The organism is Lipingzhangella halophila, assembly GCF_014203805.1.
Classification (GTDB): Bacteria; Actinomycetota; Actinomycetes; order Streptosporangiales; family Streptosporangiaceae; genus Lipingzhangella; species Lipingzhangella halophila.
Genome location: NZ_JACHJT010000002.1, coordinates 247,482 through 262,455, shown reverse-complemented (window position 1 = coordinate 262,455; position 14,974 = coordinate 247,482). Strand labels below are relative to the sequence as shown.

At 71.4% G+C, this 14,974-nt stretch carries 14 protein-coding genes; 6 read left to right on the top strand and 8 right to left on the bottom strand.

The genetic code is table 11. From position 1 onward, the window contains the following. Positions 1-43: 43 nt before the first annotated feature. Entirely contained in the window at positions 44-868 is an 825-nt protein-coding gene (locus F4561_RS28190; protein WP_312885676.1) for an ABC transporter permease, read from the bottom strand. Next, positions 865-1,809, bottom strand: coding sequence for an ABC transporter ATP-binding protein (locus tag F4561_RS28185; protein ID WP_184584696.1), 945 nt, complete (start codon positions 1,807-1,809; stop codon positions 865-867). The genes F4561_RS28190 and F4561_RS28185 overlap by 4 nt, the downstream gene beginning before the upstream one ends. A gap of 283 nt (positions 1,810-2,092) precedes the next feature. Between F4561_RS28185 and F4561_RS28180 the strand changes: the two genes are divergently transcribed. Both F4561_RS28180 and F4561_RS28175 read left to right on the top strand, forming a co-directional pair. Then, a complete protein-coding gene (locus tag F4561_RS28180) occupies positions 2,093-3,274 on the top strand; it encodes a PI-PLC domain-containing protein (protein WP_184584694.1) in 1,182 nt (393 codons plus the stop codon). Between the two features lie 182 nt (positions 3,275-3,456). Continuing rightward, on the top strand, positions 3,457-4,821 hold the full coding sequence (locus tag F4561_RS28175; protein ID WP_184584692.1) for a hypothetical protein: 1,365 nt from the start codon (positions 3,457-3,459) through the stop codon (positions 4,819-4,821). Here the strand turns inward: F4561_RS28175 and F4561_RS28170 are convergent. Continuing rightward, positions 4,766-4,981 carry a hypothetical protein gene (locus F4561_RS28170; RefSeq protein WP_184584690.1) on the bottom strand — a complete coding sequence of 72 codons (216 nt, stop codon included), beginning with the start codon at positions 4,979-4,981 and terminating at the stop codon, positions 4,766-4,768. The two genes, F4561_RS28175 and F4561_RS28170, sit on opposite strands and share 56 nt — an antisense overlap. A gap of 152 nt (positions 4,982-5,133) precedes the next feature. After that, complete coding sequence (locus tag F4561_RS28165; RefSeq protein WP_184584688.1) at positions 5,134-6,012, bottom strand: helix-turn-helix domain-containing GNAT family N-acetyltransferase; 879 nt, start codon at positions 6,010-6,012, stop codon at positions 5,134-5,136. Between the two features lie 93 nt (positions 6,013-6,105). Between F4561_RS28165 and F4561_RS28160 the strand changes: the two genes are divergently transcribed. From F4561_RS28160 to F4561_RS28150, 3 genes are all read left to right on the top strand, one after another. Then, entirely contained in the window at positions 6,106-7,440 is a 1,335-nt protein-coding gene (locus tag F4561_RS28160; protein WP_184584686.1) for an FAD-dependent oxidoreductase, read from the top strand. A 14-nt stretch (positions 7,441-7,454) separates the two neighbouring features. Further along, positions 7,455-8,675: an MFS transporter gene (locus F4561_RS28155; RefSeq protein ID WP_184584684.1), complete on the top strand. Its 1,221-nt coding sequence runs from the start codon at positions 7,455-7,457 to the stop codon at positions 8,673-8,675. Between the two features lie 75 nt (positions 8,676-8,750). After that, positions 8,751-9,773, top strand: coding sequence for a flavin-containing monooxygenase (locus tag F4561_RS28150; protein WP_184585329.1), 1,023 nt, complete (start codon positions 8,751-8,753; stop codon positions 9,771-9,773). Between the two features lie 55 nt (positions 9,774-9,828). On the opposite strand, the gene F4561_RS28145 is transcribed toward F4561_RS28150, so the two are convergent. From F4561_RS28145 to F4561_RS28135, 3 genes are all read right to left on the bottom strand, one after another. Further along, entirely contained in the window at positions 9,829-10,638 is an 810-nt protein-coding gene (locus tag F4561_RS28145) for a class I SAM-dependent methyltransferase (RefSeq protein WP_184584682.1), read from the bottom strand. A 237-nt stretch (positions 10,639-10,875) separates the two neighbouring features. Then, positions 10,876-12,105 carry a serine hydrolase domain-containing protein gene (locus tag F4561_RS28140; RefSeq protein ID WP_184584680.1) on the bottom strand — a complete coding sequence of 410 codons (1,230 nt, stop codon included), beginning with the start codon at positions 12,103-12,105 and terminating at the stop codon, positions 10,876-10,878. Between the two features lie 642 nt (positions 12,106-12,747). Then, complete coding sequence (locus F4561_RS28135; RefSeq protein ID WP_184584677.1) at positions 12,748-13,368, bottom strand: TetR/AcrR family transcriptional regulator; 621 nt, start codon at positions 13,366-13,368, stop codon at positions 12,748-12,750. Between the two features lie 88 nt (positions 13,369-13,456). Between F4561_RS28135 and F4561_RS28130 the strand changes: the two genes are divergently transcribed. Continuing rightward, complete coding sequence (locus F4561_RS28130) at positions 13,457-14,194, top strand: SDR family NAD(P)-dependent oxidoreductase (protein WP_184584675.1); 738 nt, start codon at positions 13,457-13,459, stop codon at positions 14,192-14,194. A 52-nt stretch (positions 14,195-14,246) separates the two neighbouring features. Here the strand turns inward: F4561_RS28130 and F4561_RS28125 are convergent, their stop codons facing one another. Then, complete coding sequence (locus tag F4561_RS28125; protein ID WP_184584673.1) at positions 14,247-14,810, bottom strand: recombinase family protein; 564 nt, start codon at positions 14,808-14,810, stop codon at positions 14,247-14,249. Between the last annotated feature and the right edge of the window lie 164 nt (positions 14,811-14,974).

Below are 14,974 nucleotides of genomic sequence, written 5' to 3'. Positions count from 1 at the left end.
CGGAGCTGGGTCCCCGGCACTGCCGGGGACCCAGCTCCGCCGCTCACGCGTCGCGCGCCCGCAGCTCCGCGTACCCGATGATGAGGGCGGCGGCCGTCCACCCGATCACGGAGGACACGTTGACGGCGCCGTCGTGCGGGGCGGTGTAGAAGCCCGCGTCGCCCGCGGCGTAGAACTCGATGCCGGCCAGGCTGGGCAGGTAGCCGGCCAGGTCGTTCAGGAACTGCACGTTGGAGAGCTGCAGGACCAGCGGGAACCCCAGCAGCAGCAGGAAACCCACGACGATCGTGCCGGCGATGCTGCGCAGCGCGGTCCCGACACCGACGAACATCGCCGCGAACAGTGCCATGCATGTGCCGACGCCCAGGCTCGTGCGCACGGCCTCCCCCGTGTCCACCCCGATCTCGGCGCCGACGGACAGCCCGATGACGGTGATCGCCAGGGCCGCGGCCGCCACTCCGGTCACGAACGCGAGCACGGCGGTGACCAGAGTGCGGGCGGCTAGCACCTGGCCACGGTTCGGGATCCAGCGCAGGGTGGCGGTGATGCTGCGGTTGGTGAACTCGCCCGCGCCGGCCAGCGCGGCCAGCGCGACGATGGCGAGCTGCATCAGGTAGAAGACCCCCTGCGAGGTGGCCCGGGTGAACGACTGGTCGCTCGCGGCGGCCGGGTCGTCGTCGATGCTCGACGCCATCGTGTACCCCATGAGGATGGCGAAGACGACCATCCCGGCGACGGCCGCCGCCACGCACCACCACGTGGACCGGACGGAGCCCAGTTTGGTCCACTCGGAGGCGACCGCCCGGGCGAGCTGGCTTCCGGCCGGTGGCGGGCCGGCGGGTGTGCGGGCCGGTGTCAGCGTGCTCACTGGTGCTCCTTCTCCTGGTCACCCGCGCGGGCGCCGTACTCGACGGATGTCTCGGTGATCTCCAGGTACGCCTGCTCCAGGGACGCTTCCTCGCGGCGCAGGCCGTGTACCCGCGTGCCCGCTCCGTAGGCGATGTCGCCGACGTCCTCCGCGGTGAGCCCGTATACCAGCAGCTCACCGTCGTCGCCGTGCTCGATCCGGACCGTCCGGCCGGGTTCGTCCGCGCGTTTCAGGTGCGCGGCGAGCGCCCCGGGGTCGGGGGTGCGCACGACCACGTGCGTGTTGGACCACGCGGCGATCACGTCGGCCATGGGGGCCTCCGTGATGAGCCGGCCCCGCCCGATGATCACCAGGTGGTCGGCGACTATCTGCAGCTCGCTCATGAGGTGGCTGGACACGAACACGGTGCGGCCCTCGTCAGCCAGGTCGCGCATCAGGTCGCGCACCCACCGGACCCCGTCGAGGTCGAGCCCGTTGACCGGCTCGTCGAGTACCAGGATCCCGGGATCGCCCATCAGTGCCTCGGCGATGCCCAGGCGTTGCCCCATACCGAGCGAGAACTCTCCCGCTCGCTTGCCGGCGGCGCCGGCCAGGCCCACCAGGTCGAGCACGTCAGCCACCCGGGCCTTGGGGATGCCGCAGGCGCGCGCCATGGCCAGGAGGTGCGCGTGCGCGCTGCGGCCCGGATGCACCGCCCGCGCGTCCAGCAGGGCGCCGATCTCCCGCACGGGTGACGAGTGCTGCGCGTAAGGGCGTCCGTTCACCAGTGCCTCACCCGAGGTAGGGCGGTCGAGTCCGAGGATCGTGCGCATCGTGGTCGACTTCCCGGCCCCATTGGGTCCGAGGAATCCCGTGACCCGGCCCGGCTGAACGTCGAAGGTCAGCCCGTCGACGGCGGTCGTGTCGCCGTAGCGTTTCGTCAGGTTCCGTACTGCCAGCACAGCGGCGCCCCCTTTTGAAGTTCCGGTAGTGCGGGCACCGTAGGAATCTTCCGGTGTGCGGCACATCAGCTCTTCGCCATCGGGTGCCTATGCCCATCGGCATAGCCCACAGCAGGCGCTGCGGGCCGCGGTCTCCGGTGCGGCCGCCGGGCAGTCTGGGCCCCGTATTGGGTCTATGGGCCCTTTGCGCCCTTCGGGGCCGCCGTTAGTGTCCAACGGGTATTCGGAGGTTCCGGTAGCCCACAAGGCTCGCCTCTCGGGCACTGCGGGAAAGGGCGGCGCGATGCGTTGGGTGGGGCGTGGTGAGCGGGCAGCGTCCGCTGTCGAGTACGGGGGCGTTCTGGCCCTCGTGGCCGCCATATTCGGTGGCCTGCTGCTGGCCGACATCCCCGGTCGCGTGGTGGCTTTCTGCGAGTCCGCGATCTGCCGGGTCACCGGAGGCGAGGACTGCTCCGAGTACGAGGCCGGGGCGTGGCCCGATCCGTCCTGGCCCTGGGACGACGAGCCGGACCCCGACCTCAGTCCTACGGCACCCGCGCGTCCGCCGATCGAGAAGCCGGGGTGCCCGGACCCCGACACCGAGTGGATCGAGGGCCTGCACGCGCACAACGACTACGAGAACGGAACCCCGCTTGACGACGCGCTGGACAACGGTGCCGTCAGCGTTGAAGCTGACGTGTGGGTCGGTGGCGACGGTGAACTCTGGGTCAAGCACGACGAGTACGAACCGGCTGAGGGAAACCTAGAGACCCTGTACACGGAGCCGCTGATAGAACGGGCCGAGGAGAACGGCGGTGATATCTACTCCGGCCGCGACGAACCGTTCCAGCTCGTCGTCGAGATCAAGGACGAGCCCTCCGAAGACGGCGAGGAGGGCCCGGACAGCGACCGGCGGCGCGCCTACGAGGCCGCGTTCGACCAGGTCGAGGACCTACCGCCGGGTGTCGAGGTGGTCTTCAGTGGCGGGGCCCCGCCCGACGACCTCGTGGGTTACCAGCCTGACAACGCCACCTTCGACATCGAGCCGGGTCCCGACTGCACCCTGCCCGACAAGGTCAACTTCTCCAGCCCCGACTACGACAGGGTCTACGCCCAGCACTTCAGCATGCTCAACGGCGAGTGGGGCGAGGGCGCGTGTGGCGACAAGGACGGCGACTACGAGATCAGCGACGAGGAGCAGCAGGAGCTCAACGAGGTGGTCGAGCAGGCGCATGCCTCGGGCATGACGACGAGGTTCTGGGGAGCCCCCGACGGCAAGGAAAGGGCGGGAGTCCCTGGCGGAGACCGCCTCGTCCCCGGTGGGGACGGCTTCCGTCCGTGCTTCGCCTGGGAGGACAAGTGCCAGGGTGCGCCCCGAGAAGCCGCGTGGGGCGCCCAGCTTGAGGCGGGCGTGGACTTCTACAACACCAACCACCTCACACAGAGCGGCAGGTGGCTCAAGAGCTGCGGCGAGGACGGGTTCTGAGGAACGCGCCGCGGGCGTGGCGGTGCGGGACGGCACCGCCACGCAGCCTGCTCTGGACCGTGCCCGGGGTGGGCCGTTGACCGGCGGTTCCGTGCTGGTCTTCCGGACGCCCCTGGCGTGCGGGCGCGTGTTCACCGAACGGTGGTATGGCGGACCCGCCGCGGCACTGCGATGATCGTGGCGTGCGCCCGCGATCCTTCCGCTTCCCCCGGCCGCGGTGGCGCGTGGTGTCAGCGGCCGTGCTCGGCGTTGTCGCGCTCGCGGCGACCAGCGTCGTCGCCGTGTCGACAGCCCGGTCGTACACCCCCTCGCCCCTGCAGCAGCCCCGTGCCGAGATCGCCGCCGACGCCCTGCCGCGGCTCGCGTTCCTGCGCGCGGAACTGGAGGCGGACGCGGGGGAGCGGATGCAGGAGCTCTTCCCAGAGGGCTACTTCTTCACGCACGCCCTCTACGGGCTCAGCTGGGTCAACGTGGGCATGCTGCAGCCCGGAGAGCGCGACCGTGCGCTCCGCGAGGCCCGCTGGGCGCTGGAGCGGTTGGAAGCACCCGCGGGCACCGCGCCCTTCCCCCAGGAGGCCGATCCGCCGCACGGCGTGTACCACGCCGGTTGGACCGCCTGGCTGCGGGGGAGGATCGTCGAGCTGGCCGGCGGGCCGCAGGACGCCGCCGCCGAGGCCGAGGCACTGCGCTCCGAAACAGCCGTCTTGCGGGATGCGTTCGATGCCGCGCTGGACTCCGGTACGCCCTACCTCACCGCCTACCCCGGCCAGGCATGGCCCGTGGACAGCGTGGTGGCCGTCGCGGCGCTGCGCCAGGACGACCGGCTGCACGGCACGGACAGCCACGACGCGACGGTGGAACGGTGGACCGGTGCCGTTCGCGACCACCTCGACCCGCGGACCGGCCTGATTCCCCACGCCGTCGACCCGGAGAGCGGGAAGCCGGTGGAGGGCGCGCGGGGAAGCTCGCAGAGCCTGCTGCTGCGCTTTCTCGCCGAGGTCGACCCGGAATGGGCGGCACGGGACTACCGAACCTTCCGGGCCCGGTTCGGCTCCGAGATCACCATGGTGCCCGGAATCCGCGAGCACCCGGCCGGGGACGACTCCCCGGGCGATGTCGACTCCGGGCCGCTCGTCCTGGGACTGTCGGCGTCGGCGAGCGCCGTCGCGCTTGGCGACGCGGTCCTCTTCGACGACGAGCAAAGCGCCGCGGAGCTCACCGGGCTGGCCGAGGCGACCGGCATGGCCGTCGAGTTCGGTGGGAAGCGCCGTTACGCGGGCGGACTGCTGCCGGTGGGCGACGCCTTCCTGGTGTGGTCGCAGACGGCCGACGGCGAGCACGCCGCCACCGCTGGAGAGCCCTCCAATGCGGAACCGTCGTGGTGGCGGCTGCCCTGGCACGTCGCCACCACGGCCGTGCTCGCCCTGCTGTGGTACGCGGCCGTCCGGTCCTGGCGCGTGGCCCGAAGCGGGGGTGCCGCGCCCCACCCGGTCACTGCGCCGGTTGCTGGGCCTCCGAGAGGTCGGGGCACTCGATCTCGGGGCTGAGGCCCAAGAGGTTGAGGGGCCCGGCGACGACCGTGATGACGGCACTGCCGATCGAGGCGCAGCTCTCCTCGCCGCCGCTGAAGTAGCCCCGTTGACCGGCGATCACGGCGCCAACGATCAACCAGATGACAAGGAGTATCGGGACTCCCGACTTACCCATGCGGCCTCCCGGCGTGGATGTCGCGGGCGCCGCCCGCGGTCGCGTGACTTCGATTTTCCGGCGTGGCCAGCCGGCAGCGTGTCGGCCGGCCGTAGCCTATCCGACTCGGTTGGCGCCCGGAACGCGCTGGCGGGGCCGCGGGGTGCGGTGCGTCAGCACGTGCACTCGGCGGGCTCGGTGCTGTGGTCGCAGCCGGCGCGGCGCTCCAGCATGACGGTGTCGCGCCATTGCCCGTGGTGCCGGGCGATGCGCTCGCGGACGCCCAGTGTCCGGAAGCCGGCCATGTGGTGCAGGGCGAGGCTGGCCTTGTTCTCGGGGAAGATCGAGGTCTGCAGGGTCCACAGGCCCCGGCGGTCGGCCTCGGTGACCTGCGTGTGGATCAGCGTCTTGCCGACCCCGCGCCCGCGGGCCGCCTCGGCGACGTAGACGGAGGTCTCGGCCACCCCGGCGTAGACCTCGCGGGACGAGGTGGGGGTGGCCGCGGCCCACCCGGCCACCTCCCCGTTGATCTCGGCCACCCACCGGTGGTCGGGTAGCCATTGCGCGAGAAGCGTGGCCGATTCGGGGACCTCGGTCTCGAAGGTGGCGTTTCCGGTGGCGATTCCCTCGGCGTAGATCCGGCGCACGGCATCGATGTCGTCGGGCCGCATCGCCCGCACCGAGACGTCGTCGGGCAGGTCGGTGGGGCAGCAGGGGCGGGCGGCCACCATGCCCATCACGGCGTCGGCGGCGTGTGGCAGGCCGGTGCAGCACGCCGGGTTGATGGCGACCCGGGTGGAGGTGCCCTCTCGGGTCAACGTGACGAAGCCGACCTCGGCCAGCTTGCGCAGGTGGTGCGAGACCGTGGGCTGGCCGATGCCGAGCGCCTCGGCGAGCTCGCCGACACTGACCGGTGTCGGGCGCGAGGCGATGCTGTGCAGCAGCCGGACCCGGGTGGGCTCGGCGAGGCTGGCGAACCAGGAGGCGTAGGTCTCGGCGTCGCCTGAGCTCAGCGGCGCGGTCTCGGGCACGGGCGGCGTCGTCAACGTCATGCCCCCATTATCGACCCAGATCGATGCTTGCGTCCATCGATCTTCATCGATAAAGTCACTTTCAATCGACAGACATCGATGAAAGAGGATCTTATGGTTGACGGGAATCCGGTCGTGGTGATCGGCGCCGGGCCCACAGGGCTCGCGACCGCGGCGGAGCTGGACCGCCAGGGCCTCCCTGTGATGGTGCTGGAAAAGGGGAGAACCGCCGGCGCCGCGGTGGCCGAGTGGGGCCACGTCCGGCTGTTCTCGACGTGGCGGGACCTCATCGACCCGGCCGCGGAGGCGCTGCTCGCGGCGACCGGCTGGCGGCGGCCCGACGACAGCGCCTACCCCACCGGTGCTGAGTGGGTGAGCAGCTACCTGGAGCCGCTCGCAGCGGCACTCGGAACCCGGGTGCGCTTCGGGGCCGAGGTCATCGGGGTGAGCCGGCGCGGTCGCGGGCGGGTGGTCGACGCCGACCGCACGGCCGAGCCGTTCACGGTGCGGCTCCGGGAGGCCGCCGGCGGGGAGGAGCGCGTCCTCGCCCGCGCGGTGGTCGATACCTCGGGCACCTGGGGCGCCCCCAACCCGCTGGGCGGCGACGGGCTGCCCGCCCTCGGCGAGGAGGCGGCCGCCGACCGGATCACCTACCGGATCCCCGACCTTGCCGACGAGACGCAGCGGGCACGGTACGCCGGTGAGGCCACCGCTGTGGTCGGCCGGGGGCACTCGGCGCTGACCGCCCTGGTCTCGCTGGCCGAACTGGCCGAGCGCCACCCCGGAACCCGGGTGGTGTGGGTGCTGCGCCGGGGCGAGATCGGCGACGCGTTCGGCGGCGGCGACGCCGACCAGCTCGCGGCGCGCGGCGCCCTGGGAACGCGCGCGAAGGAAGCGGTCGAGTCGGGCCGCGTGCGGGTGGTGACCGGGTTCCGCGTCGCCGAGGTACGCACCACGGAAGCCGGCGCCGTGCTGGTCGACGACAGCGGACGGGAGCTCGACCCGGTGCGCCGGGTCGTGGCGCTGACCGGGTTCCGCCCGGACCTGTCCTGGCTGGGCGAGATACGGCTGGGCCTGGACACCACGTTGCAGGCGCCGGTCGCGCTGGCTCCGCTGATCGACCCCAACGTGCACTCGTGCGGCACCGTCTACCCGCACGGCGCCGCTGAGCTGTCCCATCCCGAACAGGGGTTCTACCTTGCCGGTATGAAGTCCTACGGCCGCGCCCCGACCTTCCTCGCGCTCACCGGCTACGAGCAGGTGCGCAGCATCGCCGCCGAGATCGCGGGCGACCACGCGGCCGCGTCGCGGGTGGAGCTGACCCTGCCCGAAACCGGGGTGTGCGCGGGGTCGGGGATCGCCGACGGAGTCCCCACCGCTGAGGAGGACGGCTGTTGCGGTACCCCCGAACCGGTCGAACTGGCGGGCACGCGGCCAGCCAGCGCGTGAGGCGCCGGCCGGCGGTGGGCGGCGCGCCCGAGCGGCTCGGCGAGGCCGATCCGCGGGCGCGCTGGGCTCTCGCCGCTCTGTGCGTCACCGTCACCACGAGCTACGGGGTGCTCTACTACGCCTTCCCCGTACTCGCCCCCATGGCCAGGGACGACACCGGCTGGTCCCTGGTCCACATGACGGCCGCGTTCTCCGCCGCGCAGGTGGTGGCCGGTCTCGGCGGGGCGCCAGTCGGGCGGTGGATGGAACGCTCGGGGCCGCGCTCGGTCATGACCGCCGCTGCCGTGCTGGGGGCCGTGGCGGCGGGGGCGATCGCCGCGGCGCCCAGCCTGCCGGTCTTCACCCTGGCGTGGCTGGCCGCCGGGGTGGCGATGGCCGGGCTGCTCTACCCGCCGGCGTTCGCCGCGATCACCCACTGGTTCGGGGCGCGCCGCGTGCGCGCGCTGACCGTGTTGACCCTGGTGGCCGGGCTGTCGAGCACAATCTTCGCTCCGCTGGCCGAGGCACTGGGCTCGGCGCTGGGGTGGCGCGGGGCCTACGTGGTGCTGGCGCTCATCATGGTCGCCGTTGTGATCCCGCTGCACGCCTTCGCGCTGACTCCGGTGTGGCGCAGCGTGCGCGGCACAGGAGCCGGGCGCGCGGCGGCCAGCTCCGTCGGGCCCATTGTCGCCAGCCGAGCGTTTCTCGCGCTGACCGCCGCGGTCTCCCTTGGAGCGTTCGCGGTCTACGCCGTCATTGTGAATCTTGTCCCGCTGCTGGATGCCCGGGGGATCGACGCGACAACCGCCGCGTGGGCACTCGGCATCGGCGGCATCGGCCAGGTGCTGGGCCGGCTTGTCTACATGCCGCTGGAGCGCTGTAGCGGCCCGGTGTCCCGGCTGGTGGTGGTGCTCGCCGCGGCCGCCGCGACGACCGGCCTGCTCGGCGTCGTCGCCGCTCCCGTCGTGGCGATCGCGGCCGCCTCCCTCCTCGCGGGGATGGCTCGGGGCATCTTCACCCTGGTGCAGGCCACCGCGGTCTCCGACCGCTGGGGTGCCGAGCGCTACGCGACGCTCAACGGCATCATGCACACCCCGCTCATGCTCGCGATCGCCCTGGCCCCATGGGCCGGCTCGGCCCTGGCGGGGCCGCTGGGGGGCTACCCCGCTGTGTTCCTCGCCCTGGCGGGAGTCAGCGCCCTGGGCGCTGTCGCGGGCCTGTTCACCCGCCCGGGGCGGGAGACCGCGTCGCGGTGAGCGGTCTCCGCCGGCGCCGCCGCAGGGCGGCGTGATTCCGCGTACCTACAACGAGGAGCTGACGTGCACTCTCTGATGATTATCGGCGCCGGCCAGGCCGGGCTGGCAACCGCACGGACCGCGCTGCGGCGCGGGGTCCGGCCGATCGTGCTGGAGGCGGCCGGAGAGCCCGGCGGCTCGTGGCCGCACTACTACGACAGCCTCACACTGTTCTCGCCCAACCGGTTCTCCGGCCTTCCCGGCATGAACCTGCCTGGCGGGGGAGATCGCTACCCGAGACGCGACGAGGTGGTCGACTACCTGCGGCGCTACGCCGCGGAGCTCGACGCCGACATTCGTTTCGGCCACCGGGTCAAGCGGCTCGATTCCGAGCACGCCCGCCTCACGGCCGTGACGGACGGCGGGGAGCGCTTCGCCGCGAGCGCTGTTGTCGTAGCCTCCGGCGGCTTCGGCCGCCCGTATGTGCCCGCGCTTCCCGGCCTGGACGGGTTCGGTGGCCGGGTGCTGCACGCGGCGGAGTACCGGTCCCCGGAACCCTTCGCGGGTCAGCGCGTCGTGGTCGTGGGCGGCGGTAACTCGGCCGTGCAGATTGGGGTGGAGCTCGCGGCGGTCGCCGACGTCAGCCTGGCCACCCGAAAGCCGCTCTCCTGGATGCGGCAGCGCCCCTTGGGGCGGGATATGCACTGGTGGTTCACGCGCACCGGGCTGGACACCGCGCCGCTCGGCTCGCTGTGGCGCCGCCTGCCGCCTCCCGTGCTGGACGACGGTCGCCAGCGTGCGGCGGTCGAGGCGGGCCGACCGGACCGGCGGCCGATGTTCACCCGCGTGATCGCCGACGGGGTCGAATGGAGCGACGGCGCGCGGGAGCCGGTGGACACGGTCATCCTGGCGACCGGATACCGACCGGCGTTGGGGTTCCTGGAGGGAACACCCGCCGTGGACGAGCACGGCGCGCCGCGGCACCGCAAAGGGGTGTCCACAACGGTGCCCGGACTCGGGTACGTGGGCCTGGAGTTCCAGCGCAGCTTCTCCTCGGCCACGCTGCGCGGCGTCGGACGCGACGCGCGGTACGTGCTGGGCCGCCTCGGCGTGCACTGATCGCCGCGCACGCTGGCCCGGAGTGGGACTCCGGGCCAGCGGGGCTGTCCGGTCGTCAGGAGTCGGCCGGCTTGCGGCACACCATGAGCTCCATCGACACACTTTCCCGCTTCACGCGTGTGAGCAGCAGCTCGAAGGGGAACATGAGGCCGCCGGCGGCCCCGCCCCAGAACGGCTTGTTCAGGATCGGCACCAGCCGCTTGTACCAGAGGTCGCGCCGCCACTTCTTCGCGGTGTCGACCGGCGAGGCCATGATCGAGAACATGGGCCGCCGGCTGACGATCTCGAACCCGGCCTCGACGAGGGCGTCCTGCACCTCGTCGAGCCTGCGGCACAGGTGGTGCTTGCCGTTACCCACCCGCCGGTCGTGCGGGAAGGGCTCGGAGAAGACGAAGGTCCCGCCCGGCTTGAGCAGGTCGTGGATGTTGTGCAGCGCCTGGTGGTACTTGTCGTCGTCCACCACGTGGATGAGGACGTCGAACGCGGAGATGGCGTCGAAGGAGGCCGGCTCGAACGGCAGTTCCTCGGAGATGTCGCCGCGCTCGAACCGGACGCCGGGGAACGCCTTGGTGAGCTTGGCCACCGCACTGTCGGCGATGTCCACCCCGTTGACCTGGCGAGCGCCCAGTTTCTGCCACAGGTCGATGTAGAAGCCGGTGCCCGACCCGATGTCGAGGACGTCGGAGCGCGCCACGTCGATCCGGGAGGTACGGACAGTGCGCTGGAACACCTGCCGGCGCACCCGGTACATCCACCGGTTGTAGCTGTGCGCGAGCTGCACCATCCCGACGCCGTGCAGGCTCCAGTCGCGCTTCAGCCGCTTGTTCCAGTAGCGTCGTGCGTTGAACTGGGAGGTTGTGGTCATCTACTTCCTTCCGGTCGGGCAGCCGCGGTCCTTCAACCAGGGGATGGGCGACTCCGCGCGCCCGGCTCGCTTCCGCAGCAGTGCCAAGCGGGTAATCCGGGGGCATCCTGAGAATATCCTGAGAACCTATGGGGTTGGCGCTCAGTTGTCGAGCGCCCCGGTCTCAGGTCGGGACATTTCCGGTACGTGCTGAGACGGGCGCCGGAGTCCGGTGGCGCGGTTGCGGGACGCGTCGGGTCAGCCGACCAGGGCCTGGTAGACGAGCTGCCGCAGCCTGGTGCGGATCGGGTGCGTGCTGGAGGGGATGAGCTGGGTCAAGAAGATGACCGTCAGCTCTTCGACCGGATCGACCCAGAACACGGTGCTCGCGGCGCCGCCCCAACTGAACTCGCCCTCCGAGCCGATGACCCGGTGCCGCGCGGCGTCCTGGAGCACCGCGAACCCGAGCCCGAAACCGACACCGTGCTGCGGGACCTCGGAGTACACCGGCCGGCCGAACTCCTGCATGTCGGCGCCGCCGGGCAGGTGGTTGCGGGTCATGTAGCCGAGCGTGCGCGGGCTGAGGATACGGACGCCGTCGAGCTCACCGCCGCGCAGCAGCATCTGGGTGAACCGGTGGTAGTCGCTGGCGCTGGAGATCAGCCCGCCCCCGCCGGACGGCGCCTTGGGCGGACGGAAGGCGCTGCCGCCGGTGTCGACCGCGGCGGCGCGCCCGTTCGCGTCGGCGTTGTACAGCGAGGCCATCCGGTCGCCCTGGTGCGCTTCGATGTGGAAGCCGGTATCGGTCATGCGCAGCGGGTCGAAGATCCGCTCGGCCAGGAACCGCTCCAGCGGCTGGCCCGACACCGCCTCGACCACCCGCCCGAGTACGTCGGTGGCGACGGAGTAGTTCCACTGCGACCCCGGTTCGAAGAGCAGGGGGAGATCGGCGAACCGGTCGGCGGCCTCGGCGAGGTCGAGATCGGGCGGCAGGCCCCGGTCGAACCCGGCCCGGCGGTAGATCTGGTCCACGACGTGGACGCGGTGGAAGCCGTAGGTCAGTCCCGAGGTGTGTGTGAGGAGGTGCCAGATCCGTATCGGCTCGGTAGCCGGGCGGGTGATCGGGTTGGCGGCCATGCCGTTCTGGTAGACGCGCATGTCGGCGAACGCGGGAATGAACCGGCTGACCGGGTCGGTGAGTTCCAGTTCCCCTTCCTCGTAGAGCAGCATCGCCGCTACCGAGGTGACGGGTTTGGACATCGAGTAGATCCGGAACAGGGTGTCGCTCTCGACCGGCGCGCCGGACGCGACGTCGCGCGCCCCGTACGTCGCCAGGTGCGCGATCTCCCCTCGCCGGCTCACCAGCGCCAGCCAGCCGGGAAGCCGGCCGTCGTCGACGTAGCGCGCGAAATGGCTGTCGATGCGGCGCAGGCGGTCGGCGTCGAAGCCGAGCTCTTCCGGATCGCGGGTCACCGTCAGTTCGCCCACCGCTGCCTCCTCGCGACTCCCGGCGCACAATAATAGAACAGGATTCTATTCTGTTCCGGTTCCACGGGGAACCACCGCGGCGCGGCGAGTCTCTCGCGGGTGCGCCCTCGTTCGGCATGCAGCGGGTCAGCGGAACAGGGCGGGCCGGTAGTGCCGCAGGTGGGCGAGCGGCGGGTTGGATGCGCCGGCACGGACGGCGACCGGGGGCTTGAGCAGTAACCGAACGGCCAGTGGCGTTAGCGAGTCATCGCCGCCGACGACTCCTTCGGCGCGCCCGGAAGTGGCCCTCGCTTCTTGACCACTGCCGACGAACGGCGCCCTGCTCGCACCCAGACCGCTGCCATCGTCGTGGCACGAGGGCACTGCCGTTCTCCCGTCGCTCTACAGGTACCGGCGAGCAGCGTGACCTGCTCGGGGCGCCGGTGCTGGTGGTGCAGTAGCGCAGGAAGCGGGCCTCGGCGTCGGTGGCCAGACCGAGCATGATCCCGGCCGCCGTTGCCGGGCAGATCAGGGTGCGCAGCCGGGCCACGACCTCGGGAGTGACGCGCGGGCCGAGGACGGCGAGCGTGCGCTCGTCGAGCCGGGGAAGTGAACCACCAGCGTCAGTCGATCGACCGGGCGGACGTGGTCCGCTGTCGAGGCTCAACGATTTCGTGGTGTGGCGTCTCGGAACACGGTCTCGATGAGGCTGGCGGCAGCATCGGCGACCACGGTGTGCTCGACGCCGGCCGAGGTGAGGGCCTCGATCCCGCGCAGGGCAACCAGGACGTGGCGCGCCATGGAGCGGGCGTCGTGGGAGTCCGACACCGCGCCGGCCCGCTGAGCGGCCGCGACGCCGCGCACCAGGAGCTCTTCGAGCCTGCCGTAGGTCTGCCGCGCGGCGTGCGCGACCTCGGGATCCTGGGCAGCGAGCTCGGCGGGCGCCTTGGCCAGGAAGCAGGCCGTGGGCGGCGGTTGTCCCCCGCCCGAACCGCTGGGGCTGTCGGCGAGACGCTCGATGAGGCGGCACAACCTGCCCGCGGCCTCATCGTCGGGCACGTCGAGCTCGGCCTCGATCGCGTCGAGGGTTCCGCTGCAGTAGTCGGCGAACGCCCGCATATAGAGCGTGTGCTTGTTGCCGAAGGTGTTGTACAGGCTCGCCTTGCTCAGCCCGGTCGCGTCCATCAGGTCGCTCATGCCGGTGCCGGCGTAGCCCGAGGACCAGAACCGGTCACGGGCCGCCGCGACCACCGCCGTCTCGTCGAACGTTCTGGGACGTGCCATGCCTCTCATCCTACCCAGGTTCTAGACGCAACGGTCCACAACAAGTTATGATCCGATCGGTCTATAACTCTGAGGAGAGGCGGCACCCGTGGATCAGCTGAAGGGCAAGACGGCCCTGGTCACCGGAGCAAGCAGCGGCATCGGCCTGGCGACAGCCCGGCGGTTCGTCGCCGAGGGCGCACGGGTGTACCTGACGGGACGACGGGAGGCCGAGCTGGACAGCGCGGCTCGCGACCTCGGACCCAGCGCTGTCCCGGTCCGCACCGACGTCTCCGAGAACGCCGACCTGGAACAGCTCTTCGAGCGCGTCAAGCTGGACGGGCAGGGACTCGACGTGGTGTTCGCTAACGCGGGAGGAGGCGAGTTCGCCGCCCTCGACGAGCTGACACCCGACGGGTTCGACCGCACCTTCGCGACCAATGTCCGCGGCACCGTCTTCACCGTCCAGAAAGCCCTGCCCCTGCTCAACGACTCGGCGAGCATCGTCGTCACCGGCTCGTCCGCGGCCCACCGCGGCGTCCCGAACTTCGGGGCCTACTCAGCCTCAAAGGCAGCACTGGGCCAGTTCGTCCGCGTCTGGGCCGCCGAGCTATCCCCCCGGGGCATCCGCATCAACACCATCGTCCCCGGCACCACCGACACCCCGGGACTGCGAGGACTCAACCCCGACGACCAAGACGCGATGCTCCAGCAGATGGCCGACGCCACCACCCTGGGACGCGTCGCCCACCCCGAGGAGATCGCCGCCGCCGTCCTGTTCCTGGCCAGCAACGAATCGAGCTTCGTCACCGGCACCGAACTCACCGCCGACGGTGGTGAGAGATAGATCCGCGGCTTACCGCCACTGGCCGTTCGGACCCAGGTGTCCGCGGAGCGGCCTACGAGTCCTTGGCGGCTGCGAGGGTCTTGTGGACGACGCCGACCGAGACCTTGACCCCGGCGGCAATGGTGCGGATGGATTCTCCGCGCCGGCGGCGGGCCAGGATCGCGGCACGCTTGTCGTCATCGACCACGGGGCGCCGCCCGCCGATGCGGCCGCGGCGGCGGGCGGCGCCCAGGCCGTTGTTGGTCTTGCGGACGATGTCGCGGCGCCGGTCTTCGGCCAGGGCGAGGGCCAGGTCGAGGATCAGGGAGCGTTCGGTGTGCTCGCCGGCGGCGATGCCCTCCAGTACCTTGACGGCGATGCCGAGCTGGAACAGGTCGTTGAGGACGATCAGTCCCTCCAGGAGGTTGCGGCCGAGGCGGTCGAATTCCTGGACGGTCAGCATGTCGCCGTCGCGGATGTGGGTCAGCGCCTCCAGCAGCGCGGGCCGGTCGCCGGCGGCGAGCCTACCGCTGACCTTCTCCTCGAACACCTTCAGGCAGATCGGGTCGAGGGCGTCGCGCTGCCGCTTGGTGTTCTGCTTGTCGGTGCTGACCCGGACCAGGCCGATGAGCGCCATGGCGGCCGCCTCCCGTTCATCAAACGCCGTGTGCGTGGCAGATGAACCGTACGGGGAAATGAACGGCAAAATGAACGCTCGAACCGGACACGGCGGGACACCCGGATGCGGCCCGGCGGGTGTTCGTCAAACGAGCGGTTGATGAACGCGCGGACGCCGCCGCC

Coding starts and splice junctions, on each gene's coding strand:
- F4561_RS28180 (WP_184584694.1), top strand. CDS start 2,093: ATGCGTTGGGTGGGGCGTGGTGAGCGGGCAGCGTCCGCTGTCGAGTAC.
- F4561_RS28170 (WP_184584690.1), bottom strand. CDS start 4,981: ATGGGTAAGTCGGGAGTCCCGATACTCCTTGTCATCTGGTTGATCGTT.
- F4561_RS28165 (WP_184584688.1), bottom strand. CDS start 6,012: ATGACGTTGACGACGCCGCCCGTGCCCGAGACCGCGCCGCTGAGCTCA.
- F4561_RS28160 (WP_184584686.1), top strand. CDS start 6,106: ATGGTTGACGGGAATCCGGTCGTGGTGATCGGCGCCGGGCCCACAGGG.
- F4561_RS28150 (WP_184585329.1), top strand. CDS start 8,751: ATGATTATCGGCGCCGGCCAGGCCGGGCTGGCAACCGCACGGACCGCG.
- F4561_RS28145 (WP_184584682.1), bottom strand. CDS start 10,638: ATGACCACAACCTCCCAGTTCAACGCACGACGCTACTGGAACAAGCGG.
- F4561_RS28135 (WP_184584677.1), bottom strand. CDS start 13,368: ATGGCACGTCCCAGAACGTTCGACGAGACGGCGGTGGTCGCGGCGGCC.
- F4561_RS28125 (WP_184584673.1), bottom strand. CDS start 14,810: ATGGCGCTCATCGGCCTGGTCCGGGTCAGCACCGACAAGCAGAACACC.